Annotated in this window: 27 protein-coding genes; 10 read left to right on the forward strand and 17 right to left on the reverse strand. The window is 60.4% G+C overall.

Features of this window, described 5'->3' with window-relative positions:
• The first annotated feature begins 82 nt into the window (after positions 1-82).
• From IHQ71_RS18040 to IHQ71_RS18065, 6 genes are all read left to right on the forward strand, one after another.
• Positions 83-601, forward strand: a complete 519-nt coding sequence (locus IHQ71_RS18040; protein WP_258157826.1) for an RNA polymerase sigma factor — start codon at positions 83-85, stop codon at positions 599-601.
• A complete protein-coding gene (locus IHQ71_RS18045; protein WP_258157827.1) occupies positions 598-1542 on the forward strand; it encodes an anti-sigma factor in 945 nt (314 codons plus the stop codon). The genes IHQ71_RS18040 and IHQ71_RS18045 overlap by 4 nt, the downstream gene beginning before the upstream one ends.
• Before the next feature lie 130 nt (positions 1543-1672).
• Complete coding sequence (locus IHQ71_RS18050) at positions 1673-2155, forward strand: CYTH domain-containing protein (RefSeq protein WP_258157828.1); 483 nt, start codon at positions 1673-1675, stop codon at positions 2153-2155.
• Positions 2145-3056 (forward strand): CHAD domain-containing protein, encoded by a 912-nt coding sequence (locus IHQ71_RS18055; RefSeq protein WP_258157829.1) that lies wholly within the window; start codon positions 2145-2147, stop codon positions 3054-3056. Before IHQ71_RS18050 ends, IHQ71_RS18055 begins: the two co-directional genes overlap by 11 nt.
• Before the next feature lie 44 nt (positions 3057-3100).
• Complete coding sequence (locus tag IHQ71_RS18060; RefSeq protein ID WP_258157830.1) at positions 3101-3904, forward strand: DUF6065 family protein; 804 nt, start codon at positions 3101-3103, stop codon at positions 3902-3904.
• A gap of 102 nt (positions 3905-4006) precedes the next feature.
• Positions 4007-4336, forward strand: a complete 330-nt coding sequence (locus IHQ71_RS18065; RefSeq protein WP_258157831.1) for a hypothetical protein — start codon at positions 4007-4009, stop codon at positions 4334-4336.
• A gap of 52 nt (positions 4337-4388) precedes the next feature.
• Here IHQ71_RS18065 and leuA read toward each other — a convergent pair whose 3' ends face one another.
• From leuA to IHQ71_RS18085, 4 genes are all read right to left on the reverse strand, one after another.
• Complete coding sequence (leuA, locus tag IHQ71_RS18070; protein ID WP_258157832.1) at positions 4389-6095, reverse strand: 2-isopropylmalate synthase; 1707 nt, start codon at positions 6093-6095, stop codon at positions 4389-4391.
• 316 nt (positions 6096-6411) lie between these two features.
• Entirely contained in the window at positions 6412-7602 is a 1191-nt protein-coding gene (locus IHQ71_RS18075) for a benzoate/H(+) symporter BenE family transporter (protein ID WP_258157833.1), read from the reverse strand.
• Positions 7603-7688: 86 nt separating this feature from the next.
• Positions 7689-8594, reverse strand: a complete 906-nt coding sequence (locus IHQ71_RS18080) for an alpha/beta hydrolase (protein ID WP_258157834.1) — start codon at positions 8592-8594, stop codon at positions 7689-7691.
• A 163-nt stretch (positions 8595-8757) separates the two neighbouring features.
• Positions 8758-9354, reverse strand: coding sequence for an ATP-dependent Clp protease proteolytic subunit (locus IHQ71_RS18085; protein ID WP_258157835.1), 597 nt, complete (start codon positions 9352-9354; stop codon positions 8758-8760).
• Positions 9355-9604: 250 nt separating this feature from the next.
• On the opposite strand from IHQ71_RS18085, the gene IHQ71_RS18090 reads away from it, so the two are divergent.
• Positions 9605-10177, forward strand: coding sequence for a HupE/UreJ family protein (locus IHQ71_RS18090; RefSeq protein ID WP_258157836.1), 573 nt, complete (start codon positions 9605-9607; stop codon positions 10175-10177).
• A 2-nt stretch (positions 10178-10179) separates the two neighbouring features.
• Here IHQ71_RS18090 and queF read toward each other — a convergent pair whose 3' ends face one another.
• Both queF and IHQ71_RS18100 read right to left on the reverse strand, forming a co-directional pair.
• The gene (queF, locus tag IHQ71_RS18095; RefSeq protein ID WP_258157837.1) at positions 10180-10644 is read right to left on the reverse strand and encodes a preQ(1) synthase; all 465 of its coding nucleotides are present in this window, start codon (positions 10642-10644) and stop codon (positions 10180-10182) included.
• 11 nt (positions 10645-10655) lie between these two features.
• A complete protein-coding gene (locus IHQ71_RS18100) occupies positions 10656-11561 on the reverse strand; it encodes a cation diffusion facilitator family transporter (RefSeq protein WP_258157838.1) in 906 nt (301 codons plus the stop codon).
• Positions 11562-11768: 207 nt separating this feature from the next.
• Here IHQ71_RS18100 and IHQ71_RS18105 point away from each other — a divergent pair, with 207 nt between their 5' ends.
• Positions 11769-12053, forward strand: a complete 285-nt coding sequence (locus IHQ71_RS18105) for a type II toxin-antitoxin system RelE/ParE family toxin (RefSeq protein WP_258157839.1) — start codon at positions 11769-11771, stop codon at positions 12051-12053.
• Complete coding sequence (locus tag IHQ71_RS18110; protein WP_258157840.1) at positions 12025-12339, forward strand: HigA family addiction module antitoxin; 315 nt, start codon at positions 12025-12027, stop codon at positions 12337-12339. The genes IHQ71_RS18105 and IHQ71_RS18110 overlap by 29 nt, the downstream gene beginning before the upstream one ends.
• Before the next feature lie 33 nt (positions 12340-12372).
• Here IHQ71_RS18110 and IHQ71_RS18115 read toward each other — a convergent pair whose 3' ends face one another.
• The 3 genes from IHQ71_RS18115 to IHQ71_RS18125 all read right to left on the reverse strand — a co-directional run bounded on the left by IHQ71_RS18115 (position 12373) and on the right by IHQ71_RS18125 (position 18003).
• Complete coding sequence (locus tag IHQ71_RS18115; protein ID WP_258157841.1) at positions 12373-14562, reverse strand: anthranilate synthase; 2190 nt, start codon at positions 14560-14562, stop codon at positions 12373-12375.
• Between the two features lie 241 nt (positions 14563-14803).
• Positions 14804-16336 (reverse strand): M10 family metallopeptidase C-terminal domain-containing protein, encoded by a 1533-nt coding sequence (locus IHQ71_RS18120; protein ID WP_258157842.1) that lies wholly within the window; start codon positions 16334-16336, stop codon positions 14804-14806.
• A gap of 158 nt (positions 16337-16494) precedes the next feature.
• Positions 16495-18003: a M10 family metallopeptidase C-terminal domain-containing protein gene (locus tag IHQ71_RS18125; RefSeq protein ID WP_258157843.1), complete on the reverse strand. Its 1509-nt coding sequence runs from the start codon at positions 18001-18003 to the stop codon at positions 16495-16497.
• A 237-nt stretch (positions 18004-18240) separates the two neighbouring features.
• Between IHQ71_RS18125 and IHQ71_RS18130 the strand changes: the two genes are divergently transcribed.
• Positions 18241-19101, forward strand: a complete 861-nt coding sequence (locus IHQ71_RS18130) for an extensin family protein (protein WP_258157844.1) — start codon at positions 18241-18243, stop codon at positions 19099-19101.
• A 30-nt stretch (positions 19102-19131) separates the two neighbouring features.
• Here IHQ71_RS18130 and IHQ71_RS18135 read toward each other — a convergent pair whose 3' ends face one another.
• The 8 genes from IHQ71_RS18135 to choW all read right to left on the reverse strand — a co-directional run bounded on the left by IHQ71_RS18135 (position 19132) and on the right by choW (position 26892).
• Positions 19132-19665, reverse strand: a complete 534-nt coding sequence (locus IHQ71_RS18135; RefSeq protein WP_258157845.1) for a dihydrofolate reductase family protein — start codon at positions 19663-19665, stop codon at positions 19132-19134.
• Between the two features lie 133 nt (positions 19666-19798).
• Positions 19799-21478, reverse strand: coding sequence for a formate--tetrahydrofolate ligase (locus IHQ71_RS18140; protein WP_258157846.1), 1680 nt, complete (start codon positions 21476-21478; stop codon positions 19799-19801).
• A 122-nt stretch (positions 21479-21600) separates the two neighbouring features.
• A complete protein-coding gene (locus tag IHQ71_RS18145; RefSeq protein WP_258157847.1) occupies positions 21601-22521 on the reverse strand; it encodes a bestrophin family protein in 921 nt (306 codons plus the stop codon).
• An 89-nt stretch (positions 22522-22610) separates the two neighbouring features.
• The gene (locus IHQ71_RS18150) at positions 22611-23549 is read right to left on the reverse strand and encodes a hypothetical protein (protein ID WP_258157848.1); all 939 of its coding nucleotides are present in this window, start codon (positions 23547-23549) and stop codon (positions 22611-22613) included.
• Between the two features lie 220 nt (positions 23550-23769).
• On the reverse strand, positions 23770-24087 hold the full coding sequence (locus IHQ71_RS18155; RefSeq protein WP_258157849.1) for a helix-turn-helix transcriptional regulator: 318 nt from the start codon (positions 24085-24087) through the stop codon (positions 23770-23772).
• Positions 24088-24194: 107 nt separating this feature from the next.
• Positions 24195-24980: a HugZ family protein gene (locus IHQ71_RS18160; RefSeq protein WP_258157850.1), complete on the reverse strand. Its 786-nt coding sequence runs from the start codon at positions 24978-24980 to the stop codon at positions 24195-24197.
• A 5-nt stretch (positions 24981-24985) separates the two neighbouring features.
• Positions 24986-26020, reverse strand: a complete 1035-nt coding sequence (gene choV, locus IHQ71_RS18165; protein ID WP_258157851.1) for a choline ABC transporter ATP-binding protein — start codon at positions 26018-26020, stop codon at positions 24986-24988.
• Positions 26020-26892, reverse strand: coding sequence for a choline ABC transporter permease subunit (gene choW, locus IHQ71_RS18170; protein ID WP_258157852.1), 873 nt, complete (start codon positions 26890-26892; stop codon positions 26020-26022). Before choW ends, choV begins: the two co-directional genes overlap by 1 nt.
• Positions 26893-26931: the final 39 nt, after the last annotated feature.

Below are 26931 nucleotides of genomic sequence, written 5' to 3' on the forward strand. Positions count from 1 at the left end.
CGAAGCCCCTTCCGGGCTCACGGGAATTTTCGACAGCAAATGAATAAACACGCCACAAACCACGTCATCATGTGTGAGGGTCATGAATAGCCAAGGCAAGGCAGATCAAATTAGCCGTGAACTGGTGACTTTGCTGCCAAAGCTGAGACGCTTTTCCATGACACTCACGCGGAATGCATCGGATGCAGACGATCTGGTGCAGGAAGCTTGCGAACGGGCCATCACCAGGAGCCACCTTTGGAACGGGGAAGGACGACTGGAAAGCTGGATCTACGCCATGACGAGGAATTTGTGGGTTGACGAAATAAGGAAGCGGAAAGTGCGTACCGGCGGCGGTACGGTCGATGCGGCGGAGCAGGACGAGTTGATCGTCGAAGCCAATGCCGAGAAAGCCATTTATGCCGGCCAGTTGCACCAGATGATCCTGTCCATGCCGGAGGGCTTGTCCTCCGTATTTCTCCTCGTCAATGTCGAAGGGCACTCCTACAGGGAAGCCGCCGACATCCTTGGCATTCCGATTGGCACCGTGATGAGCAGGCTTTCGACCGCGCGTTTGAGGTTGGCCGCCATGGTCAACGGCACACAGGAAGCGAGGGCATGAGCATGGAGAATTTCAAGGAACTTCCTTTGGAAGTCAGGCTGTCTGCCTTTATCGACGGGCAGGTCGGCGAAGAAGATGCACGCGAGCTCGAAGCGCTGATCGCTTCGAATGATGATGCGCGTGGCGTCTACGAAACATTGAAGATGGGTTCGGATTTCGGCAACAAGGCATTCGAAGAAATGCTGCATGACCCGGTGCCGCTCGACCTCGTCCGCAAGATCAAGGCCATCGAGGCCAAGCCGGCGCCCGTGCGCCAGGCAGCGAATAACAACGTCGCGTCCTTCATGCGGTTCATTCCGCAGGCGATCGCCGCATCCGTGATGCTGCTCTTCGCCGGTGCCTATGCCGGCTACTATGTGGCCGAGAACCGCGTTCCCGGCGATCTTCCGGAACTGGTATCCGAGACATCGAATATCGAAGCGCCCGGCGGCGAAGTCAAAACCCGCGGCATGGGCAACCTGACCTTCGAACTCCCAGCTCCCGAAGCCGATAGCGAGATAAAGCCGGTTTCGACGCGCAGCATTACCAAGGCCGATGTCGCACTGGCGGAAGTCGCGAGCGCCCACAAGGTCTATGCGGCCGACACGGTCCATGCCGACGAGGTTCCTGCGGCGCAGGAAAGCGAGCTGGTCGGTTACCTCGAAGCGGTCACGTCGGTGAAATTCGCCGTGCCGGATCTGTCGGCGGAGGGCTACAAGCTGCGTGGCGGCAAGTTCGTCGAAGTCGTGGGCCAGCCCACCGGCGCGCTCTTCTATGAAGACGGCGCGGGCAAATCCGTGGCGGTCTACTTCATGAAGAACGAGAACATCTCTGGCGCGGCACCCGCACAGGACGGCTTCACGGTGATCGGCGGCCAGAAGGATGCGACGAGCTACTTCATCGCGGCAGCCGACGAGGCGCTCGCCAAGAAGCTCGAGGGCAATGTCCGCTCCGTCTTCTAAAGCAGATTGTCAGCAAAGTGATTCAAGGCCGGGCCATCGCCCGGCCTTTTCGTTTGCTTATGCCGTTTGCATCACCGCCTCACCGTGCTAACCCTGCATTAATGCGAGTGATCCGGCGGAGCGTGCGTACATGCCGAAGGAAATCGAACGGAAGTTCCTCGTCGCCGAGGATACCTGGCGCGATCAGGCCGGCCGGGGCCAGGCCTTCCGCCAGGCGATTATCTTTTCCAAGAACAACCGCTCGATCCGCATCCGCACGATAAATGACGAAGAGGCCCGGCTGACGCTGAAGATCGGTATCGACGACATGGCGCGCCACGAGTTCGAATACGACGTGCCTATCGAAGATGCCAGGGAACTGCTCGACCTCGCCAAGGGCGGGCGTATCACCAAGACCCGCTACAAAGTCGAGCATCAAGGACATGTCTGGGAGATCGACGTCTATGAAGGCGACCTCAAGGGCCTCGTGGTCGCCGAGGTCGAACTCGAAAGCGAAGATGAAAAAGCCGCCCTGCCCTCCTGGCTCGGGCGCGAAGTGACTAAGGACAAGCGTTTTTCCAATCAGGCGCTCGCCGAAGGCAGCCTGGGAAAGGACTGGCGCGATGGAATATGACATCGACTTCAGCGAATCCTTGGAAAGCCAGGTCCGCCGCATTGCGCGCCACAGGCTGGAAGACGCCGCATCGCTTCTCGACGACATGCCCGATGGCCCCGACGACGCGATCCACGGCGCCCGCAAGCACATCAAGCAGTGCCGCGCGCTTTATCGTTTAGTCGCCGAATCCGCGAAGGAATTCCAGCAGGCTGAGAACCAGCGGCTCGGCGATATCGCCCGCGAACTTTCACACCTTCGCGACGCCGCTGCGCTGATGGACGTCACCCAGTATCTCAAGCACGAGATCAACTCGAAATCCAACGCCATGCTGATGGACCGGCTCGCCAAGCGCCTCGAACGCCGCCACCGGCGCTTGACGGGAGAGTCCACTGAGGCGTCAGAGATATTGCATAATGCATCGCGCGACCTCAGACAGGCTGCATCGGATGTCGATCGGCTCGGCCTGCCCAACGGCCCGCGCAAGGGCGCAGACTGCGTGGTGACTGGTTGGGAAGAGGTCGGCAAGAAGGCCCGGCGTGCCATCGCGCTGGCAGCGTCGGGGGATCACGAGGAAGCCTTCCATGACCTGAGGAAACGGAGCCAGGACCGCTGGATGCACGCGGCCCTGATCCGCGATCTCTGGCCTACCGCGATGGTCTCCATACAGCGCCAGGCCAAGGGCCTCTCGGATCTGCTGGGCCACATGCAGGACCTCTCCGTGCTCGACGAAGCCATCACGACCGCGCCGGACCTCGTGCAGGACAATGTGGAAAACGAGGCTGTGCGAGACGCAATCCGCACCCAGCAGGCAAAACTCCGCGAGGAGAGCCTCGATCAGGCCGGCGATCTGTTCCGCAAATCCAAGCCGCGCGACGGCAAGGTCATCGGCCGCCTCATTCGCAAGTGCGCCGGGGAATAAAGCCCCGCCGCACGCGTTCTCCATGTGCTGAAAAGGAGAACGGCATGCTCGACAGGATCATCGACACTATTCTTCAGCGTGGTCCCCCGCGCGCCCCGGCCGGCGAGAGAGAAGACGGCCCGCTGGTCAGTTTCCTCTGCGAGCCGGAGGATTTCGGCGTCATCGCCGAGCCGGCTCCCGCCCGCACCATGCTGCCGGATTGGTTCAGGCACTTGCCTGCAATCGACAACAGCGTCTTGTCTGCCACCAACAATGGCCTGACGATCAAGCGCTGCATGCCCTTTCTCGATGCGATGACGCTGGGCTTCGTCCTGCCGCTCGCCGCTTCAGTTCGGCTGGAGATAGACGACGGCGGCCGCAAGGTCGATGGCGGCTGGGAATTCGACAAGGTGATGGTCTCCAACCATGGCTCTTATCAAGTCAAGGGACACCCGTTCGGTGACAGGCCGCCGATGAAATTCCACAATTACTGGACGATCAAGACCCCGCCCGGCTGGAGCTGCCTGTTCGTGCCGCCCCTGAACCGGCCGCCCCTGCCCGTCGAGGTGCTGGCGGGCGTGGTGGATACGGATAGCTACGCATCGCTCATCCACTTTCCGTTCTTCGCGACAGGTGCCGATGGCGTCCACACCTTGGCCAAGGGCACCCCGCTGGTGCAGGTCATCCCTTTCAGGCGCGAGATCTACGAGAGCGAGACAGGTTCCCGCCAGTCGCCATCGACGATCAGCCAGTTAGAAGTACGGCCGGAAACGCAGAAAGAAGAAAATGAGAAAGTTAAAATACTGCGGAATACGAAATCCGTTGACGGATGGTATCGAAAATATTCCAGAGATAATCGGAAATCTTAAAAATTAGGTCCGAAAACATCTCACGATGCGGAATAGTTTTGATCAAAATCCGTTCTTCTATCGTGAGAAACGTCGCTCACATCAGAAATGAAAGGAAATGAAATGCCTAGTAAACTCGGATTTATACTCGGCGTCGCGACGATCGGCGTGAGCGCTGGCGCAGTCGAGGCATCGACCATGGGCGGCCTTCGCACCGATCCCGAGCGCTTCGTCCGGGCTGAGCACGGCCAGGTCATCCTGGCCGGCAACAGTTCGTCCAACTCCAGCTCCAACAGCTCGTCCAATTCGAGCTCCAACGGTTCGTCGAACTCAAGCTCCAACGGTTCGTCGAACTCGAGCTCGAACGGCTCATCCAATTCCAGTTCGAACAGTTCCTCGAACTCGAATTCCAACTCTTCGGACGGGGATCGCCCCAGGCGCAAGCGTCGCTAGAGGCTGCGGAAATTGGGCCGAGGGGCACATCGCCCCTCGGCCCATATCCGTATCAGCCACGCTCTTCGAGCATCCGGTTGATCGCCGAGACGATGGCTTCAAGCGACGCCGCCACGATATTGGTATTGATGCCGGCGCCGAAAAGCTTGCCCTTCGGCGTGTTCATCTCGACATAGGCGATGGCCGCTGCGTTCGAGCCATGCTGTAGCGAATGCTCCGAATAATCCTCGACCGAAATATCCACCCCAAGATAGATCGACATCGCGTTCACGAAGCCGTCGATCGGGCCCGTGCCCTTGCCTTCGATCCGCTTGGTCTCGCCCTTGTCGGTTATTTCGGCGGCGAGAACTCGCACGCCCTTGTGCCCGACATCCGGATAGGTGTGGTGATCGATGAACTTGAAGCGGCCATTCGGTTGGTCGACATAGCGTTCGATGAAGCGCGCATGGATCGCCTTGGAGGGCATTTCCTTGCCCTCCTCGTCGGTGATGCGCTGGATATCGTTGCGGAACTCGACCTGCAGGTTGCGCGGCAGGTTGATGCCGTAATCCTCCTGCATGATATAGGCGATGCCGCCCTTGCCCGACTGCGAATTGATGCGGATGATCGCCTCATAGGTGCGGCCGACATCCTGCGGATCGATCGGCAGGTAAGGCACTTCCCAGAGCGGCTTGTTCGCCACCTTCAGAGCCTTCATGCCCTTGTTGATCGCATCCTGGTGCGAACCCGAGAAGGCCGTGTAGACCAACTCGCCGACGTAAGGATGCCGTTCGCCGATCTTCATCTGGTTGGAATATTCGTAGACGTCCTTCATCCGCTCGATGTTGGAGCAGTCCAGCTTGGGATCGACGCCCTGGGTGTAGAGGTTCAGCGCCAGCGTCACGATATCGACATTGCCGGTGCGCTCGCCATTGCCGAACAACGTACCCTCGACGCGATCGGCGCCGGCCATCAAAGCCAGTTCAGTCGCGGCGATCGCCGTGCCACGGTCGTTATGCGGATGCAGCGAGATCACCAGGTTCTCGCGATTGTCGAGATTGCGGCACATCCATTCGATCTGGTCGGCATAGACGTTGGGCGTCGCCATTTCGACGGTCGATGGCAGGTTGATGATCAGCTTGTTGTCCGGCGTCGGCCGCATTTCGGCGATCACCGCGTTGCAGATCTCCAGCGCGACGTCCAGTTCGGTGCCCGTAAAACTCTCCGGCGAATATTCGAAGCGGAAGCCGCCGCCGGCCTTCTCGGCCATGTCGGTGATTATCTTGGCGGCATCGACGGCGATCTGCTTGATGCCGGGCACGTCCTTGGCAAACACCACGCGGCGCTGCAATTCCGAGGTCGAATTGTAGAAATGCACGATCGGCCGGTGTGCGCCCTGCAAGGCCTCGAATGTGCGGGTGATCAGTTCCGGCCGGCACTGCACCAGCACCTGCAACGACACATCCTCCGGTACGCCGCCTTCTTCGACGCACCAGCGCGCGAAGTCGAAATCGGTCTGCGAGGCGGAGGGAAAGCCGATCTCGATTTCCTTGAAGCCCATGTCGAGCAACAGCTTGAACATGCGCTCCTTGCGGTCGTGCCCCATCGGGTCGATGAGCGCCTGGTTGCCGTCGCGCAGGTCGACCGAGCACCAGACCGGCGGCGTCGCGATGACATTTCCAGGCCAGGTCCGGTCCTTCAGGCCGATCTGCGGATAGGGTTGGTATTTGATCGCGGCATCGGGCATGCCGTTGTTTACGGAGTGGGTCTTGATAATCATGGTCGCGTCTTCGCTCTTCAGGCAGTCGGCTTCGCTGATACTGTCTCTGGATCGTTTTGACGACAGTAAATCGCGGGCAACCGAACAATTTCAGAAAATTCGGGTGATGGAGAAGGAGCGATTTTGCGCCTGCGGCGGTTTCGGCCGCCGGGCGCTCCTCAGTGGACCCGGCAACCGCGAGTAAGCTTGAGAAGAAGCAGCGACGACAGCGCACGGCAATGGGCGGCGGAAGCCGTCATCATATGCCTGGAAATGTCCGCGCCGGAAGTATTCATGCGGCTTCTATAGCGGGGAGAACGTTAACAGGCAATATCCGTCACGCCCGCCCGCGAAATTTCTTGGCCATAGCTGCAAACGCCATCACGACGCCGCCTGCCAGCAATCCCCAGAACGCACCCGACACGCCGGCAAAAGCAATGCCCGAAGCGGTGACGAGGAATGTCACCGCCGCAGCCTCGCGCGTCTCCGGTTCCTTGAACGCCGCCATGGCCGACCCCGAGAAGGCGCCGATCAGCGCAAGCCCGCCGACCGCCTCGATCAGGATCGCCGGCGACAGCGCCACAAAGGCCGTCACCGCACCCGCGGCGAGGCCGAGGATCACTTGGCAGATGCCGTTGATAACCGCTGCCGTGTAGCGTCGCGCCGGGTCGCGATGGGCGTCCTCGCCGGCACACATGGCGGCCGTGATCGCAGCAAGATTGACCGCATGCCCGCCGAACGGCGCCGCGAGAAGCGAGAAGATGCCGGTTGTCGTAAACAGCGGTCCCGGCGCCGGCTCGTAGCCATTGACCCGTAGCACCGTGATGCCGGGAATGTTCTGCCCGGCCATGGTGATGATGAAGAGCGGCAGCGCGATCGACATGACCGCTTCCCGGCTGAACTGCGGCACCACCAGTTCCGGCGACGGCCAGATCGCGCGACCGACATTGGCGAACGCGCCGTCGGGGATATCGACTCCGAAGGCGATGACAAACACGAAAGCCACAAGAGCCAGGGGAATCGCGGCAAGACGGTTGATCGCGCCGCCGATGAAATAGGCGACTACGATCGGCAACCCGAACCAGGGATTGAAGGCAACCGCCTTGACCGGTGCGAAGCAAAGCCCGATCAGCACGCCCGCCAGCATCGCATTGGCGAGCGGAGCGGGAATCGACGATACCGCCCGGTTCAACGGCTTGAAAAGCCCGGCCGCGACGATCAGCACAGCAGTGACGAGAAAGGCGCCGACCGCAACCGCGAACCCGCCTTCCAGCGAACCCGAAGTCGCGAGAAAGGCCGCGCCCGGCGTCGACCAGGCGATGGAAATGGGCATCTTCGTCTTCAGGCTGAGCAGGATGCCGCAAAGCCCCATCGCGATCGACAACGCCATCAGCCCCGAGGCCGCCTGGGCATCGCTGGCGCCCATGCCTTTCAGCCCCTGCAGGACGACCGCGAAGGATGACGCGAAGCCGACAAATGCGGTGAGCACGCCCATGACGAGGCTCTGCATCGAAAGGTCTTTGAACATGGCTGATATCCGGCGGCGGGAATGCTGAAAATGAAAACGGCGGCACATGTGCCGCCGTCTGGAAATACGAGAATGATGCCTTCAAGTCAAAGCGTGGCTGCGAACCACTCGGCCGTCTTGGTGATCACGCTGTCGGCCATGGTCTGGTCGGTGCCAAGCACGCCGAAGATGTGGTCGCCATCAGGGATGACCATCGCTTCCTTGGTCGGGTTCTTGGCGAGACCGACGAAACGATCGGAATACTGCGCCGAGAAATCCTTGGAGCCCGTGATCGTCAGATAGGGGCCGGGATAGGTCGCGATGGCGTCGTCGAGCTTGAAGGCCGAGAGGCTGTCGAAGAAGCTCTGTTTCAGGGCGATGGTGCGGAAGCCGAGATCGAGACCGACGATTCCATCTTCCTTGGCGCGATCGAACGCCTTCTGGCCCAGCGCACCCAGCATATCGGCCTGGAAATCGCCGACGGACGACCATGTCACGAGCGATTTCACATCCATCGGCTGACCCGACGCGACGAGCAGCGCGACGCCGCCGCCAAGGCTGAAACCGAGCACGCCCACTCGGTTGGGATCGACGCCCTTGGTGCCCTTGAGCACGGCAAGGGCGGCCTTCGCCTGATCGAGCTGCGCATCGATCGTGGTCGAGCCCGTGTCACCGTCGCTCTTGCCGAAGCCGGCGAAATCGATGCGGAGCGATGCAATGCCCTTCTGCGCCAGCGCCGTGGCGACGCGCGCATACATGCCGCCGACCTCGTCCTTCGAGCTTCCGAACCCGTGCAGCAGCAGCACCGCCGGCACCGGCTGCGTAGCATCCGGCATGTTGAGCGTTGCCGAAATTCCGCCATCGAGCGTCAAGGGAACATCCGTGGCATGGGCATTGAGAGGCATGAGGGAAAGCGCGAAAAGGCAGGCGGCGAACCAGGCCCTGAGGCCTGCGATGGATACCGGGTTTCCCCGACGGCACGCGCCGGCCTGGAAGCCCTCTGAACTTAGCATGAAAAGTCTCCCAGCATGCTGCAATGGAACGGGCGGGATGCTAAGCGGTTTCCGCCGCCCGTGCAAGGCGTGCAGGGCACAATCGCAGAGCTTTGAAAACAAAAAAGAAATACCCCGGCTTGATGGCCGGGGTAGTACCGAAATGTGGCGATTTCGCCTTGTCTCAGATATCGGCTTGCGATGTGATGATACGGGAAACAAGCCCGTAATCGATAGCCTCCTGCGCGGAGAGCCAATAGTCGCGGTCGGTATCCTTGGCGATCTTCTCGACCGGCTGGCCGGTCGCCGCTGCGTAAATCCGGTTCAGCCGCTCGTTCATGCGAATGATCTCGCGAGCCTGGATTTCGATGTCCGACGCCATGCCGCGCGTGCCGCCAGACGGTTGGTGCAGCAGGAAGCGCGTATTGGGAAGGCAAAGGCGCCGCTCTTTCGGAACCGCGACAAAGATCAACGAGCCAGCGGACGCTGCCCAGCCCGTCGCAATCATCCAGACCTTCGGCTTGATGAACCGGACCATGTCATGGATGGCATCGCCGGATTCGACGTGGCCGCCCGGTGAGCTGACGAAAATCCGGATGTCATCGTCGCTAGCGGCGGCAAGCGCGATCAGCTGTGCGCAGACCTTGTTGGCCAGCTCCTGCGTGATCGTGCCATAGATGAAAATGGAACGCGACTTGAAGAGATTGGACTCCATGTCCTTGCCCAGCGGGGCTTCGCTCTTCTTCTGCTTGTCGTCATCGTCGTCTTCGTCGTCGAGCATCCAATTCTCCAAACTTCCATTCGAATGCCCATGAGATAGGGCGACTCGGCTGCAAAAACAATGCAACATTCTCCGATTAAGGGAAACCGCTGAATTCAGGGTAAATGCCGCAATCCCCGGCCGCCGGCGGAACTGGTTGAAAGAGCTCGATATGGCGTTGCGTCAAACGACGTATCGACACATATTGACGCCTGACGATAAGACGAAGGTTCCTGCCCGGGAACCGCAAGCGACATGCCAGGGGAACAGAATGCTCAAGCGCCTTTCGATATCAGCCGCCATCCTTGCCACCATGACCGCGCCGGCCTTCGCGCATCTCAACCCCGCCGAACACGGCTCATTCATGTCTGGCCTAACGCATCCGCTCTCAGGCGCCGATCACATGCTGGCGATGATCGCCGTCGGTCTCTGGGCCACTCAGATTGGTGGCAAGGCGCGCTGGGCAGTTCCGGCAACTTTCATATCGGTCATGGCAATCGGCTTCATGCTCGCGCTCGTCGGCGCCCCCCTACCCTTCGTCGAGCCCGGCATCCTGGCCTCGGTCATCGGGCTTGGCCTGCTTGTGGCGCTGGCTGTCCGGGTGCCCGTGGCGGCAAGTGCGGCAATCCTCGGCATCTTCGCCCTGTTCCACGGCCATGCGCATGGCGGCGAGCTGGGCACGGCAACAGCGATCTCATTCAGCTTGGGTTTCGTGGCCGCGACAGCTCTGCTCCACGCACTCGGCGTTGGCATCGGGATGTTTCTCGGCGGACGCAACCAGATCGTCACGCGCCTGCTTGGTGCCGCAACCGCTCTCGGCGGCACAGCCCTGATCTTCGGCTGAGCTCAGCCCCGTCCGCGATAGGGCGGCACGCCCTGATCGGGCACCCAGACATGTTCCGGCGGTTTGCCGGATTGCCAGAACACATCGATTGGAATGCCGCCGCGCGGATACCAGTAGGCACCGATCCTCAGCCATTTCGGCGACAGCAGGTCGACCAGCCGCTTGGCGATATCCATGGTGCAATCTTCGTGGAAGGCGCCGTGGTTGCGGAACGAATGCATGAAGAGCTTCAGCGACTTGGACTCGACCAGCCAGTCGCCGGGCATATAGTCGATCACGATATGGGCAAAGTCCGGCTGGCCGGTCATCGGGCAGAGCGAAGTGAATTCCGGGCACACGAACCGCACCAAGTAATCCATCGCGCCGTTTTCGGTCGGCACGCGCTCCAGGATCGCTTCATCCGGACCCCTCGCCGTGTGCGTGGTCGAGCCGAGCATGGTCAGCCCGGAAACATCAGTCGTCGACATCAAAAGCTTCCTTACATCTGCATTTGAACGCGCACTCCATGCGCCTTTTCGCTTTCCGGCTCAACATGGATTTCGCATTGCGCCGTCGGGAGTACCACCTGGATCGCATCTTCCAGCCGGTCGCAAATGTCATGCGCCTCCGCCACCGTCATCGAAGCCGGTACCACCATGTCGAAATCGATGAAGATTGCCCGCCCCGCCTTGCGCGACCGGAGATGATGGACGTTGAGCGCACCTTCCGCATTGGCCGCGATCGCCGATTTGATCGCTTCTTCCTCATCCGCATCGACGGCATGATCCATCAATCCGCTGACGGAGTGAGAGATCACCTTCCAACCCTGGTAGAGAATGTTGACGGCGACGATCAGCGCCATGACAGGGTCGAGAATGGCATATCCCGTACCGAGCACCAGCAGCAATCCGACCAGAACGCCGGCGGACGTAATGACATCCGACAAAATGTGCTCGCCATCGGCCGAGAGCGCCGGCGAACGATGGCGCTTGCCCGCAGTGATCAACACATGGGCCCAGACCGCATTGACGGTGGCCGCAACGGCATTGATGCCGAGACCGAGCACCGGCGCTTCTGGCAGAGCAGGATTATCGAGACTTCCGATCGCCTCACGCGCGATCAGCAGCGCCGCCACGACAATCAGCACCCCCTCGATAACCGCCGACAGATATTCCGCCTTGTGATGCCCAAAGGGATGGCTTTTATCAGCGGGCCGCGAGGCATAGCCAATCGCAAGCCAGGCGATCACGGCGGCAATCACGTTGACGGTGGATTCCAGTCCGTCCGACAGCAGCGCTACCGACCCGGTCACATGCCAGGCAAGCATCTTCAGAGCCATCACCGCGAGCGACAGCGGTATGCCCCAGAAGGCAAGGCGCTTCACCACGCTATCCGACTTTTCCATCAAAGCACCTTTGGCCCCGGCCACATTCGCAAATGCGAATGAATAGCAAGTGCATGTTTCAAAACGACAAACCGCGCGTAGGGTTTGCCCTGCGCGCGGTTTTCAATTGACGCTCATATGGTCCAATGGAACGCGGAGGTCAAGCGCCCCACTGAAAACTTCGGTGTAACGAGTTGCGTTATATAACGCGATGCGTTATGCTGAGATATGATCAAGAGCTTTGCGGATGCTGAAACAGAAGTCGTCTGGTCCGGCCGGCGAAGCCGACGTCTTCCACCTGATATCCAGGCAACAGCGCTTCGCAAACTCAGGATGCTGAACAACGCGCGCGTGCTACAGGACTTGCGAGTACCGCCGGGTAACAGGCTTGAAGCGCTAAGCGGTACCCTCGCCGGACAATACAGCATCCGCATAAACGACCAATGGCGTATCTGCTTCAAATGGCAGGATGGAGGCCCAAGCGATGTCCAAATCGTCGACTACCATGATTGAACTTTTGCCCAATCCGCATCCCGGCGAAATCCTGCTGGAAGAATTTCTGAAGCCGATGGAAATCAGCCAGAACGGACTCGCCAATGCCGTCCATGTGCCGCCGCGCCGCATCAACGAAATCGTGCTTGGAAAGCGTGCGATCACCGCCGACACCGACCTGCGGCTTGCCCGCTATTTCGGCATGTCCGAGGGCTTCTTCCTCGGCCTGCAGATGGATTACGACCTGATGCAGCATCGCAGGCAGATCGACGGCGAGTTGCTGACGATCAAGCCTCGCGCGGCATAATGCAATGCCGCGCGAGGGAATCAGGAAGTTAGGTCAAGCCGCCTTCACCTTGGCCCGCTTCGCCAGATGCGCCACGACATTCTCGATCATCCGCATGCCGGCATCCGAGCCCAGCGTCATGATCGATTCCGGATGGAACTGGACTGCAGCCACCGGCTCCTTGCTGTGCTCTATGCCCATGATCGTGCCGTCCTCGGCCTCTGCGGTGATGGTGAATTCACGCGCCAGAGTCGTGGGATCGGCGAAGATCGAGTGGTAACGCCCGACCGTCACTTCCTTGCCGAGGCCGGAGAAGACGATGCCCGGCTCCAGCACCCGGATGCGCGACGGCTTGCCGTGCATCGGGATCGCGAGATGACGCAGCTCGCCGCCATAGGCCTCGGCCAGCGCCTGCAGGCCCAGGCACACACCGAAGATCGGCAGCTTGCGCGCCCGCGCCTTCTTGATCGTCGCCTTGCAATCGAAATCGGACGGCGAGCCGGGTCCGGGCGACAGCACGACGAGATCCGGCTTCATCCGGTCGAACACTTCCTCCGGCACCGGCGTCCGCACGGTCGTGACATTGGCGCCGGTCTGGCGGAAATAGTTGGCGAGCGTGTGGACGAAAGAGTCCTCGTGATCGACGAGCAGGATGTTGACGCCCTGCCCCACCTTGGCGACATCGCGTTTGTTCATGGCGGAATTTCCCGATTTTGCGTCCCGGATGGCGGATATCATGGCCGAGGCCTTGAGCTCGGTCTCGGCCTCTTCCTCCTCCGGAATGGAGTCGTATAGCAGCGTGGCGCCGGCACGCACTTCGGCGATGCCGTCCTTGATGCGGACCGTGCGCAGCGTCAGCCCCGTATTCATGTCGCCGTTGAAGCCGACAAAGCCGATCGCGCCACCATACCACACACGCGGGCTCTTCTCATGCGCCTCGATGAACCGCATCGCCCAGAGTTTCGGCGCGCCGGTGACGGTCACCGCCCAGGCGTGGCTCAAAAATCCGTCGAACGCATCCATGTCGTCGCGCAACCGGCCCTCGATATGGTCGACGGTATGAATCAGCCGCGAATACATCTCGATCTGCCGGCGGCCGATGACCTTCACCGAGCCCGGCTCGCAGACGCGGCTCTTGTCGTTGCGATCGACATCGGAGCACATGGTCAGCTCGGATTCGTCCTTCTTCGAATTGAGCAATTTCAGGATCTGCTCGGAGTCCGAAATCGCATCGTCACCGCGGCGGATCGTACCGGAGATCGGGCAGGTCTCGATGCGGCGGCCATTGACCCGCACGAACATCTCCGGCGAGGCGCCGACCAGATATTCCTGGTTGCCGAGGTTGATGAAGAAGGAATAGGGCGACGGATTGATCGCCTTTAGCCGCTTGGAAATATCCGACGGCTTCGAGTCACAGCGCTCCATGAACTTCTGCCCGGGGACAACCTCGAAGAGATCGCCGCGACGAAAGCTCTCCTTCGCCTTGGTGACCAGGCCGGCATATTCGCCGGGGCGGTGGTCGCCACGCGGCGGGATCGTATCGGTATGCTGGAAGGGTTCGGCCGGAATATCGCCCGCCTTGCCGCGCGTCGTCCTGCCGCCCTTCTCGTACTCGTATCGATCGATCCATGCCTTGGCCGAATAGTTGTCAACGACGAGGATTTCATCGGGCAGAAACAGCACCATGTCGCGCTGGTCGTCCGGCCGCTTGAGCTTGAGGTCGATCGCATCGAACTGGAAGCAGAGATCATAACCGAACGCGCCATAAAGCCCGATCGAGGAATCCTCGCCGGAATGAAACAGGTCGGTGATGGCGCGCAGAACCGTGAACACGGTCGGCATCCGCGAGCGCTCTTCCTCGGTATAGATCCGGCTCGGCTGGTTGATCGTCAGGTCCAGACGGCGCGCCGTGCGGGCACCCAGCGTGATCTCATCGACGCCCTCGAGGTGCTCGGTGATGATCTCGAGCAGCACTTCGCCGCGCTCATTGTAGGCATCGAGCCACATCGCCCGGCCGAAGGAGGAAATGCCGAGCGGCGGATCGGCCACGGCGACATCCCAGCGCGTATAGCGGCCCGGATATTCATAGTTGGAGGAGAGCACGGCGCCGCGCCGCTCGTCGAGCTTCTCGACATAGGAGGTGATCGCATCGCCATATTGTATCTCGCGCCGGGCGCGGGTGATGACCACGCCGCCCTTGGTCGTATATTGTTCCGAGCCGTCTTCCAGTACGCGCGTTCCCATTCATCTTCTCCGTTATGGCCCGGTCTTCGCGCGGCTCCGGATATAGAAAAAGCCGCCTCAGGTCTCCGGGCGGCTTCGTGTCTTGTCGTTTCACATGACTGTTCGAGGCCGCGTTTTCAGCGAGCCCACCACCAGACAGTCTTGATCGACGACGTTTTCATGAAAATACAAATACCAGCGTTTTTGAGATTCACAAGGGGTGTCGGACATTCCGCGTCTCGCCCTGTTCCCTGCGAAACATTCAGATCAGGAAATCAGCCTCAGTCAGTTCTTCCTTGGAGATGTCTTCGATGGTCAGGATATCGGTGCCGATCTGGATGACGACATTGCTGTCATCATCCACCATATGGTTGTCACGGAGATCGTTGAAGTTTGTGAACCCTTTGAGCCGGGTTAGATCGATGTGATCGCCGGCTTCGAAATCCTTGATCGCATCCTCGCCGTAGCCGGTCGAGAACACGAAACGGTCGGCGCCGATCTCACCATACAGCTCGTCAATGCCACGCCCGCCGTCAATCCGATCGTTGCCGTCACCACCATAGAGCGTGTCCGCGCCGCTGCCGCCAAGCATGGTGTCATTGCCTGCAAAGCCGTAAAGCGTGTTGTCGCCCTCGTTGCCGATCAGCAGATCACCCTTGTCGCCGCCATTGGCGTCTTCGATCTCCGCCCCATGCGCGATCGAAAAGCCGCCTGATGTGCCCCTGTAATCAGCGCCGTTGGTCGCCAGCACGCGCGAAAAGAACCCGCCCGCGTGATGCCAGGCGTCGGTGATCTCGTCCTGTAGCTTGGACGACAGGTGATCGAAAAACGCCGTGATCTTCAACTGGGAAATAAGCGCCCTAAGGTCACCCGTTGGCTTGTTCGTATCGAGCGTCGCGTCGTTGAGGTTGATGAGAACGGAACTCTCTGCGTCGGTATAATTGATCTGGTCTTTCCCACCGGAATCCCAGATGCAATAATAAGCCCGGCCGATATCGACATCGCCCTCCTCGATGCTGAGCGGACCACCGCCGGCGTCGAGAAGTGTATAGATCGAACCCGTAATGGCATAATCCTCCGCCCCGTAGAGCGCCTGGAGCGAGGCAATGTCGAGGGCCATGAAGCTGACGGCGTGCCCGTATTCGAATGCCTTGGCAGAGCCATTGTAGGACATGACGGAGTAGCGTTCGTTGTCCATGAACTTGCCGACGGTCGAGAGCGGCGGCAACCCACGCCGTTCCTGATGCGTGTGCTTGAGGCCGACGCTGTGACCGATCTCGTGCAGCACGGTCCAGTTGGCATATTCCCCGTCGCCAGCGAGTTCCGGCGTCGCTGTCATTTGTTCGAGACCGCCGTTGAATGCTCCGAGCGACCAGCTATCCGTCTGTCCGGTGTCGTGAAACGACGTGCCGGGAAATTCGAAAAAGCCCTCCGTGCCGCTGTTCGGCCTGTTGTTCGTTACCAGCACCTGATCGGCTTCGGATTGGATGAACGTCTCTGAGAAATCGAGGATTGAAACCGAATCGATTACCTTAAAGGCATCGAGAGCAACCGCTTTCAGGCTCGCCAGGAACTCTGCATCCGGCAGCCCACCGAATGTCGTGTGATAGTCACTTGCGAATTCTGCGTCCCAGGTCAGTGTCGTCTCGTCACCGAACATGAACTGCAAATCGGTATCGTCCCAGATCGTCCTGGCCGTCAGCGAATAGAGCAGCTTCAGTCCCTTGGCCGAGAGATCACTCAGGTTGTCGGGCAAGGTTACTGAAAAATCCGGCTTGAATGTCGTGGCTGCCATTTCCCCTCCAACAGCGCCCGAAGCGCCTCATCGCGTTCCCGTTTTCACAGGCAATACCATGATTCACCTCGCGCACATCACCCGACAACTTGCGATACCACAAACAAACGGCCGGGCGTTCCAAATGGAAAGCCCGGCCGCAACAGAGGCATCCTGCCTCAGATCACGAAATCGCCGGCGTTGACTTCGGTCACGCCCTTGATGACAAGCTGGTCGCCCCCCACCGTGATCACCACGTCGCCATCGACGACTTCCATATGGTTGTCGAACAGGTCCTGCATGTTCTCAAAGCCGAGCAGGGCGCGCAGATCGATCACATCGTCGGCGTCGAAATCCATGATCGTGTCGGTGCCGTAGCCGTCCGAGAACACGAAAATATCCCGGCCCGTGCCACCCCACAGAAAATCGTCGTCCGTGCCTCCGTCGATCCAGTCGATCCCGGCATCGCCGCTGATGCGCTCTTCGCCGGCACCGCCGAGGATCGTATCGTCGCCGTTGCCGCCGACCAGGCTGTTGTCCTGCTCGTTGCCGATCAGCAGATCAGCCCTGTTGCCGCCGATGGCATTCTCGATCTCGGCGCCATGCGCGATCGAAAAGCCACCGTCGATGCCGTCATACTTGTTCTTCTTGATGTCGAGCACCTGGGAGAAGAAGCCGCCGGCATTGTGCCAAGCGTCGAGCACCTCCTGTTTAAGCGACTTCGACATGAAATCGAAGAAATTCGTCGCCTTGAGCTGTTCGAACAGGGCCAGGAGTTCCGCGCTGTTATCAGATGTATCGAGGGTCGCGTCGTTGAGGTTGATCAGTACGGACTTTCCGGCGCTCTTGTAGTCGATCGAGTCGTTGCCGCCCGAATCCCAGATGCAGTAATAGGCCCGGCCGATCTCGACCGCCCCTTCGGCGAGCGAGAGCTTGCCGCCCTTGGCGTTCATCAGCGAATAGCTCGAACCATCGTCCGCATAGGTCTCGGCGCCGTAGAGCGCCTGCAGTGCTGCCACGTCAAGCGCCATCATCGAGACGGCATGGCCATACTTGATGCCGTCGGAGGCGCCATTGTAGGACATGACCGAATAGCGCTCGTTGTTCATGAACTTTCCGACGGTATCGAGCGCCGGCAGGCCTGAAACCTCCTGATGCGTGTGCTTGAGGCCCAGACTGTGGCCAATCTCGTGCAGCACCGTCCAGCCGCCATACTGGCCGCCGCCGGCTTCCGGCCTCGCGGTCAGCGCCTTCATGCCGCTGTTGAATGCGCCGATAGACCAGTTCTCGAAGGTTCCATCCTTGTTCATGTTGCCGGGAAACTCGAAGAAGCCTTCGAGCGAACTCCTGGGCTTGTCATTGGTGCTGGCGAGCACGAGATCGACCTCTTCGACCTGGTCGGTGAAGGCGAAGTCGATGCCGGCGACCGAGTCGATCATGGAGAAGGAACGCGTCGCCAGGCCGGTAAAGGCAAAATTCGCGTCCGGCTTGGCATTGCCGAACATCGAACGAAAGATATCCCTGAACTCGCTGTCCAGGCCAAGCACGCCGCTTGCGCCGAAGCCGTATTGAATGGTGGCATCATCCCAGATGGTCGATGCCGTGATGTCGTCGAGCAACGCGATGCCGCTGAACGAAACGTCGGGCATGGTCTCGGTAAAGTCGGGCTTGAATGTCGTAAAAGCCATGATTTCCCCTTGCAAAATGAGCCGGCACGGATACCGGCAGACTGACGCCGGTCACCTGAAACTGGGGCCGGCGATTGTATCAACGGTTCCGAATTTCGATTCATTCGCGGCTGCAAAGAATTATTTGTTACGACAGACGAGAACGGTGCAGTCTTTCCTGCCGGCTTCGGAATGCCGGTCCGTGGCACGGCTCTATCGTCGAAAACGGGTGTACAATCTTGGTCGAGGACGAACTGAATGGGCTTCCCGCGCGTTCTCACCCTGCCGATCCGATCCGGAGGACAGCCCATTTCCCGCCGCTTGCCGCTTTTGCTCCCAGCCATCCTGCTGCTGACCGCCGCCGCTTTGCCGGAAGAGATTCCGGTACCCGAACCGCGGCCGGATATTGCCGCACCCGGTGATACCAAGCCTACCGACGAGAAGACGAAACCCGTCGGGGACAAGGCGAAACCTTCAACCGATGATGAGAAAAAGAACCCCGCAACTGATGGCGAGGATGAAAAGCCCGACGCCTATATCCCGCCACCCATCGAGACGGAAAACCCCAAGGTCTACGCCTTTTGCATTGCGGAGATGAAGGCGATGGGCGCGGAATTCACCGAGGCGAAGCGGATCGACGAGCACAATGGCTGCGGCATCGACACGCCGCTCGAAGTCAAATCCCTCGGCGGCGGCGTGGAGCTTTCCCCACCCGGAACGATGCGTTGCCAGGCAGCCGTCAACCTCGCCCGCTGGACGCGCGACGTCGTCACGCCGATGTTGAAGAAATCGCAGCCGAAGGAGACGCTCGCCGAAGTCAACCAGGCCTCGACCTATGTCTGCCGCAAGCGCAACAATGCCGAGACCGGCAAGATTTCCGAGCACGCCCATGGCAACGCCGTCGATATCGCGGGCTTCACCTTCCAGTCAGGCAAGACATTCACGATCTCGCCGCGCCAGGAAGACTCGACCCTCAACGGCGCCTTCCAGCGCTCCATCGCCACCGCCGCCTGCCTCTATTTCTCAACCGTGCTCGATCCCGGCAGCGACAAGGCTCACGAGACCCATCTGCATCTCGACACATTGAAACGGAAGGGAGGCTTCCGCTATTGCTGGTAGCGCCTAATCATAGGTGGGCGGGCGACGCGATTATGCGGGAACGTAGGTCAACCGGATCGTATCCTTGTCGATGAGATCGCTGGCCACAAAATGGAGCGGCGGCCGCGGGCCGGCAAAGAATGGCGTGCCGCGCCCCAGTACGGCAGGATGGAAGTAGAGTCGATACTCATCAATAAGACCAAGATCGGTCAGGTTTTGTGCCAGCTCTGGTCCGGAAACTGAAATTTCCCCAGCTAACTGAGCCTTCAGCCCACGGATAAGTGCCTCGATGTCATCAGAAACGAGTGTGGCGTTGGGGCCGACTGACTTCAGCGAGCGCGACACGACCCACTTCGGTTGGCGCCGCCACGCCGCTGCGAATTCGTGTTGCTCCGCGCTCCACTCAGGGCGGTCTTCGTCCCAATAGCGCATGGTCTCGTACATGCGGCGACCGTACACACTGCCGGCCAGGTCGCGCACGTGATCTATCCAGTGACGAAAGAGCGCGGGACTTGGCGCAGGCAATTCCATGTATTCGATATAGCCGTCGAGAGAAAGGTTCATTCCGAAAATGAGCTTCGCCACCGATCGCTCCAGCATTTGGTTCGTTGTTAGCCCTCTATCAAAACCGGTTTAAATTTGCAATCAGATTTGAAGAAAATGGAAAGGCCGGGCGCTCAGAGCGCCCGGCCAAGCATTGTCAGCGAACGTGCAGTGATCAGAACAGACCTTCGATCTGCCCCAGATCATTCAAGAAAATCCGCTCCGACGAGGGCGACTTCGGCAGGCCCGGCATGGTCATGATCTCGCCGGTGATGACGACGATGAAGCCGGCGCCGGCCGAGAGCCGCACTTCGCGGACCGGAACGGTGTGTCCTTCCGGCGCGCCGCGCAGGTTCGGGTCGGTCGAGAACGAATACTGGGTTTTCGCCATGCAGATCGGCAGGTGGCCGTAGCCCTGGTCTTCCCAGGCGCGCAGCTGATCGCGCACCGACTTGTCGGCGATCACTTCGCCGGCATGATAGATGTCCTTGGCGATCGTTTCGATCTTGTGGAACAGCGGCATGTCGTCGGGATAGAGCGGCGCGAACTGCGACTGGCCGGATTCGGCAAGCTGCACGACCTTGTTGGCGAGGTCTTCGATACCGGCCGAGCCCTTGGCCCAATGCTTGCAGAGGATGGCCTCGGCGCCGAGTGTGGCGACGTAATCCTTGATCGCCTGGATTTCGCCTTCGGTATCGGAGATGAAGTGGTTGATGCCGACGACGACAGGCACGCCGAACTTCTTGACGTTCTGGATATGGCGGCCGAGATTGGCGCAGCCCTTGCGAACGGCCTCGATGTTTTCCTTGCCGAGATCGTCCTTCTTGACGCCACCATTCATCTTCATGGCACGTGCGGTCGCCACGATCACGGCCGCGTCGGGCTTCAGGCCGGCCTTGCGGCACTTGATGTCGAAGAACTTTTCCGCACCCAGGTCGGCGCCGAAACCGGCTTCGGTCACGACGTAGTCGGCGAGCTTCAGCGCCGTTGTGGTGGCGACGACGGAGTTGCAGCCATGCGCGATATTGGCGAACGGGCCGCCATGCACGAAGGCCGGATTGTTCTCAAGCGTCTGCACCAGGTTCGGCTGCATCGCGTCCTTGAGCAGCACGGTCATCGCGCCGTCCGCCTTGATATCGCGGGCGAAGACGGGACTCTTGTCGCGGCGATAGGCGATGATGATGTTGCCGAGGCGCTTTTCGAGATCCTTGAGGTCCATCGACAGGCAGAGGATCGCCATGACTTCCGAGGCGACCGTGATGTCGAAGCCGGTCTCGCGCGGATAGCCGTTGGGCACGCCGCCGAGCGAGGCGGTGATCTGGCGCAGTGCGCGGTCGTTCATGTCCATCACCCGGCGCCATGCGACGCGGCGGATGTCGATATTCTGCTCGTTGCCCCAGTAGATGTGGTTGTCGATCAGCGCTGAGAGCAGGTTGTGGGCAGAAGTGATGGCGTGGAAGTCACCGGTGAAATGCAGGTTCATGTCTTCCATCGGCACGACCTGGGCGTAGCCGCCGCCGGCAGCACCGCCCTTGACGCCGAAGCAGGGGCCGAGCGAGGCTTCGCGGATACAGACGATCGCCTTCTTGCCGATGCGGTTGAGGCCGTCGCCAAGGCCCACGGTCGTCGTGGTCTTGCCTTCGCCGGCGGGCGTCGGGTTGATCGCGGTGACCAGGATCAGCTTGCCGCTCTTCTTGCTCGTCTGGGCGGCGATGAATTCGGCGGAAATCTTGGCCTTGTCGTGGCCGTAGGGCAGAAGATGCTCGGAGGGGATGTTCAGCTTGGCGCCGATCTCCATGATGTTCTTCTTATTCGCGGCGCGCGCGATTTCGATGTCGGATTTAACTTCGGCCATGGCCTGTGAGCCTCCCTGGTGTCACTCTTAAAGTTGGCTGGAATAGAGCGCGAACGGGCTTGTCATGACCCGCCAGAATCTGTCGCGCAATAGACAGAATGCGACATCGCCGACATTTCGTTCTACATCAGCAAGAAATCCTTCGGCTGCGGCAATGGCGGCAGATCCGTTTCCCCCAGCGCCTCGCGCAGGTTGATCTCGATTGTCTCGCTCATCGCCGCCAGCGCGAGACCGTTGGGGTTGTCCTCGAAGGGCTCCTCCAGATGCATCGAAAGCGCGTCGAGCCCGAAAAACGCATAGGCCGTCAGCGCCGCCGCGAACGGGGTGCCCCAGCCGAGCGACTCCGCAAAGCCGAACGGCAGCAGGAAGCAGAAGATGTAGGCCGTCCGGTGCAGCAGCAGCGTATAGGCGAAGGGCACCGGCGTGTTATGGATGCGCTCGCAGGCCGCCTGCACCAGCGCCAGCCGTCCCGCACTCTGGTCGAGCACCTGGAACAGGATGTCGCTAATTGCACCGCGTGCCTTGAGCAGCGCGAATTCACGTCCCATCAGCCGGAGGATGGCGTCCGGCCTGTTGCGGCTCGCCTCCACCGAGGCAATGTCATCAGGATCGAGGAAGGCTGCGACACCGGAGAAATCACCGGCCGAGCGGCGCAGGCTGCGCGCCAGCGAACGTGCAAAGGCGATCTGCAGATAGAGGATGCGCATCCGGCTCGGCGCATCCGGTGTGCCATCCAGAACCAACGTCTGGCGTGCGAGATTTCTCGCCACCGCGATCATCTCGCCCCACTGCCGGCGCGCCTCCCACCAGCGGTCGTAGCAGGCGTTGTTGCGGAAGCCGAGGAAGATCGAAAGCGCGATGCCGACCAGTGCGAACGGTGCGCCGTTGAACACCGGCACGACATGCGGCCAGTTCTTGTGCGCCAGGACGACCAGCGCCGCCACCACTGCGGCCGCAATGATCTGCCCGATGATATCTGGCACGATCGAGCCGCGCGTGATGAAGAGCAGTTGCAGGAAACTCGGGCGCGGACGGACGATCAAGGCTCTTACTCCGGAATGGCTGGAACGGAACCTAATCGTGATCGGGCCCACTGGCTATGCCAGCCGCGACGCGGCTTATCCCGGACCAATCAGACCGGCTTGCCGGGCTCGCCCTGCGGCTTGATATCCGTCAGCGGCTCCGGATTGCGCATGATGCAGTTTTCGGGCACCGCGCGTGCAGCGCAGATACTCGGATTGGCAAGCACATCCGACGGCGACATCTCGGTAATCAGCTTGAGATCCAGCATTTCCACCGGCTCCAGCCGACGGATCTGGTCGGGCGGTGTCGAAAGCATCGCGTCGAGTATCCGGTTTTCGATCCCCATTTCCTTGAAATAGGCGAGCAGTGCCTTGCGGGTCTTCTTCGGCAGCTTGGTGCTGCTCTGGGTTCCCGCCTTCTTGCGGCTGACGACCTTGCGGCTGATCACCTTCTTCTTGCCGTTTACGACGCGATACTTCTCCTTGAAATACACGCGCTCGCGGGCATAGACCGTGGTGATCTGGTGTACGCCGGTATGCGACCACTGGCTGGAAATGCGGCGTTCGCCGGCCGCGAGTATCAGCGGACAGGCCGACCAGCAGAACGCGCCGGCTGAAAATGCCATGCCGCGATACTCGCCTTTCAGCGGGCCGTCCGGCGTGCATTTGTCGTCACGCGGCGAGCAGGAAATGAACCGGGTGGCGCTCACCTCGACATTCATGCCGCGCTTGCGGATGACGCGGCCCATCTCGAGCGCCGCCGTCACATTGCCGCCGGGCGAAACAATGAGCAGCGGCAGCTTCCGGTCGCCGGCCTTCTTGAGGATTTTCTTGAATGCCGCGGGCGACGCGCCGACGATCTGGCCTTCTGCATAGATCCATTCGGGGCAACTCGGCTCGCAGAAACCGGCCGCCGAGCGGACGATCGAGAAAACCATCGGCTGGTCGAGGGGATTGACGGCCTTTTCCACGGCCTGCTTGCGGCTCGCGGCATCAGCCGACGCGGCCAATGTCAAGGCAAGCATCATCGCAACGATAGTCGCTGCCATCGCCCGGATAAACCGACGTCCTGCCCCTGTCATTGCCAAATTTTGCCGCACCACCGCGTTTCGAGCCGTCTTAAAGGATTAGGGTCACCTGAAATTGGCCGCAAGTGCGAGAACGCAACACTCGTCGAGAACATGATGAAAAGAACGGATCCATGCAAAAAAGCGCCGGTTTCATCCGACGCTTTTCATATCAGGCGCAACATTGCCGATCAGCAGCCGATCAAGCAGCCGACTTGCTCTCGGCAGCACCGCCATAGATGCTTTCCAGGGCATCGAGCAACGTCAACACCTGGCTGGCATTGCTGGAATAATAGATGGTCTGCGCATCGCGGCGCGTCTTGACCAGCTTCTGCGCACGCAGCTTGGAGAGATGCTGCGACAGAGCGGACTGGCTGAGACCGACCTGCGTGGCCAGCACGCCGACCGGCACTTCGCCATTGACGAGATTACACAGAATCAAAAGCCGCTTCGGGTTCGCCATGGCGGACAGCAGAGCAGCCGCGGAACCCGAATGCTCTGAAAGCTTTCTCATTTTCATAACAAGGTACTTTCGTTTTATATTGAGTAACCGCTCAGTCAAAAGCAGCGAGCGGTTTGAAATCGAACGGAAAAAACATATAAATCAGGATTTGAATTTGTACATCGCTAATTTTTAGTCGGTTCTATTAGTAATTTTGAATATTCTGCAATCAAGCCGTTTGAATCGGTAACGCGATTTACAAACTCCAACCGGTGAATCGTCTCTTTCCGCGCGAGATCGACCCCATCCGCGTCGATGCCGCTGATATACCAATTGCCTGTTTTTTCTCTAAAATAGTGCTTCGCCAGCAAATCGGGAACATTGCAACCGAGTTTTTCGATTATCGCAACAAAACGCTCTTCCTGCGTGCATAACTCGTGATTGAACGGTGAATCAATTATTAATTCGTCCCCCGAAATATTATAGGCCCGGCCGAAGCCGGCATTCAGACTGACCCGTTTTGGCACAAGACGGAAGTAGGAGAAGTCCCGAAACGAGGCATAGAGCCTTGCTTTGGGATGTCGCCTGAGGAACCGCGCGCGGATGCGCGCGTCCGATTCGCCATCCAGTTCGATCCGTTCTGCGACGCAAAGAAGGGTCACGCGCGGCCAGGCCAGCGGGTCTCCCCTGCCCGGCTCGCCAAGAAGCAGCGAGCAACGCGGATCGGCAATGATCGCCTTCATATGCGTGGTCAGCATCGAGGCCAGTATGACAGGCACGCCGTCGAAATCCGTGCCGACGAGCACGCGGCTCGCGAAGGGATGACCCGTCTCCGGTTCCAGTACGCTGATCGCGCCGAAGCGCGCCTCGCGGACGAGCTTTCTGGCCAGTCTTATGGAATCGGCGTCGGTCGGCCGGATGACGGACGGCTTCTCCGCCTTGGAGCCGCCAGCCGCCGCGTCCCCGGCCATCGCGCTCAGACCTTGCGGTGACGCGTCAGTCCGGTCACCACATCCTGCGCCGAGATCACGCCGACGATCGCGCCATTGTCGACGACACCCACGACGCCCGGCTGCCGTGTCATGGCGTCGAGCACATCGACGAGGCGCGCGGTCGGGGTTGCGGTTCCGGAAACCGTTTCGCTCGGCGATGCCGTCTTGCGCATCACATCCGCAGCCGTCAGCATGTTGATCGGGTTCATGTTCTGCACGAAATCGGCGACATACTGGTTGATCGGATTGCGGACGATCTCCTGCGGCGTACCGCACTGAATGATATGCCCGCCTTCCATGATGGCGATGCGATTGCCGATGCGGAACGCTTCGTCGAGATCGTGGCTGACGAACAGGATCGTCTTCTTCAGCCGGCGCTGGAATTCGAGCAGCTCGTCCTGCAGACGCGTACGGATCAGCGGATCGAGCGCCGAGAACGGCTCGTCCATCAACAGAATCGGCGCGCCGGTCGCAAAGGCCCGGGCCAGGCCCACGCGCTGCTGCATACCGCCCGAGAGTTCCTGCACCTTGCGGCTCGACCATTTCGCCAGGTTGACCAGTTCGAGCTGCTCGCCGACCCGCCTCTTGCGCTCGTCCTCCGGCACGCCGGCAAGCTCGAGGCCGAAGCCGACATTCTCTTCCACCGTCCGCCAGGGCAGCAGCGCGAATTGCTGGAACACCATGGAGACCGTGTGCATGCGGAGGTCGCGCAGCTTCTGCGGCGGACACTTGTAGGGATTGGTGGTGCCGCCACCGGAGAACACCTTCACCTCGCCGCGCACGACCGGCGCCAGCGCGTTGACGGCGCGCAGCAGCGTCGATTTGCCGGAGCCCGAAAGCCCCATGAGGACGAGGATTTCGCCCTCCTCGATATCGAGCGTCGCATTGGCCACGCCGAGCACGAGCCCGGTGGCGGCGCTGATCTCGTCGCGGGTCTTGCCCTCATCGGCCATCTTGAGCGCGCGCTCCGGCGCGTTGCCGAAGACGATGGAAACATTGTCGAAGTGAACCGCGGTCATCAGGACACCTTCTCGTCGGAGGAGCGGAAGACGCGGTCGAGGATGATCGCGAGGATGACGATGCAGAAGCCGGAATCGAAGCCCTTGGCGATCTGCACCGAGTTCAGCGCGCGCAGCACGGGAACACCGAGGCCCGGCGCGCCGACGAGCGCCGCAATGACCACCATCGACAGCGACAACATGATACACTGGGTCAAGCCCGCCATAATCTGCGGCTGGGCGAAGGGCAGTTCCACCTTGGTCAGCACCTGGGTTTTTGTGGCGCCGAAGGCTTCCGCCGCCTCCACCAGCGAGGGCGGCGTCGAGATGATTCCGAGCCGGGTAAGCCGGATCGGCGCGGGGATGGCGAAGATCACCGTCGCAATCAGGCCCGGCACCATGCCGAGGCCGAAGAGAATGAGCGCCGGGATAAGGTAGACGAAGGTCGGAATCGTCTGCATCAGGTCGAGAATGGGGCGCAGGATGGCGTAGAGCCAGGGCCGGCGCGCGGCGGCGATGCCGATCGGAACGCCCACGGCCATGGAAACGGCGGTCGCCGCCAGCACCAGCGCCAGCGTCTCCATCGTCTCTTTCCAATAGCCCTGGTTATAGATCAGCAGAAGGCCAAGCAGCGTGAAGACCGTGACACCCGCCGAGCGCCGCATGAACCAGGCAATGGCGGTGAAGACGAGGATCATCAAACCCGGATAGAAGGTTTCGAGACCGGTGCCTTTCAGGAACGGCCCCTGCAACACATAGAGCATGGCGCTGATGATGGCGCTCAGCACGGTTGCGATGAAGTCGAACATCACTGCGAGATTTGCGGTCAGCCAATCGACCACCGCCTTCGCACCGTTGCCGATCGGTATCTTGTATTGCGTCAGCCAGTTCATGCATTCCCCCGAAGCCCTGCGGCATCCGCCTAGAAAGAA

It is taken from the genome of Rhizobium sp. TH2, assembly GCF_024707525.1.
Classification (GTDB): Bacteria; Pseudomonadota; Alphaproteobacteria; order Rhizobiales; family Rhizobiaceae; genus Rhizobium_E.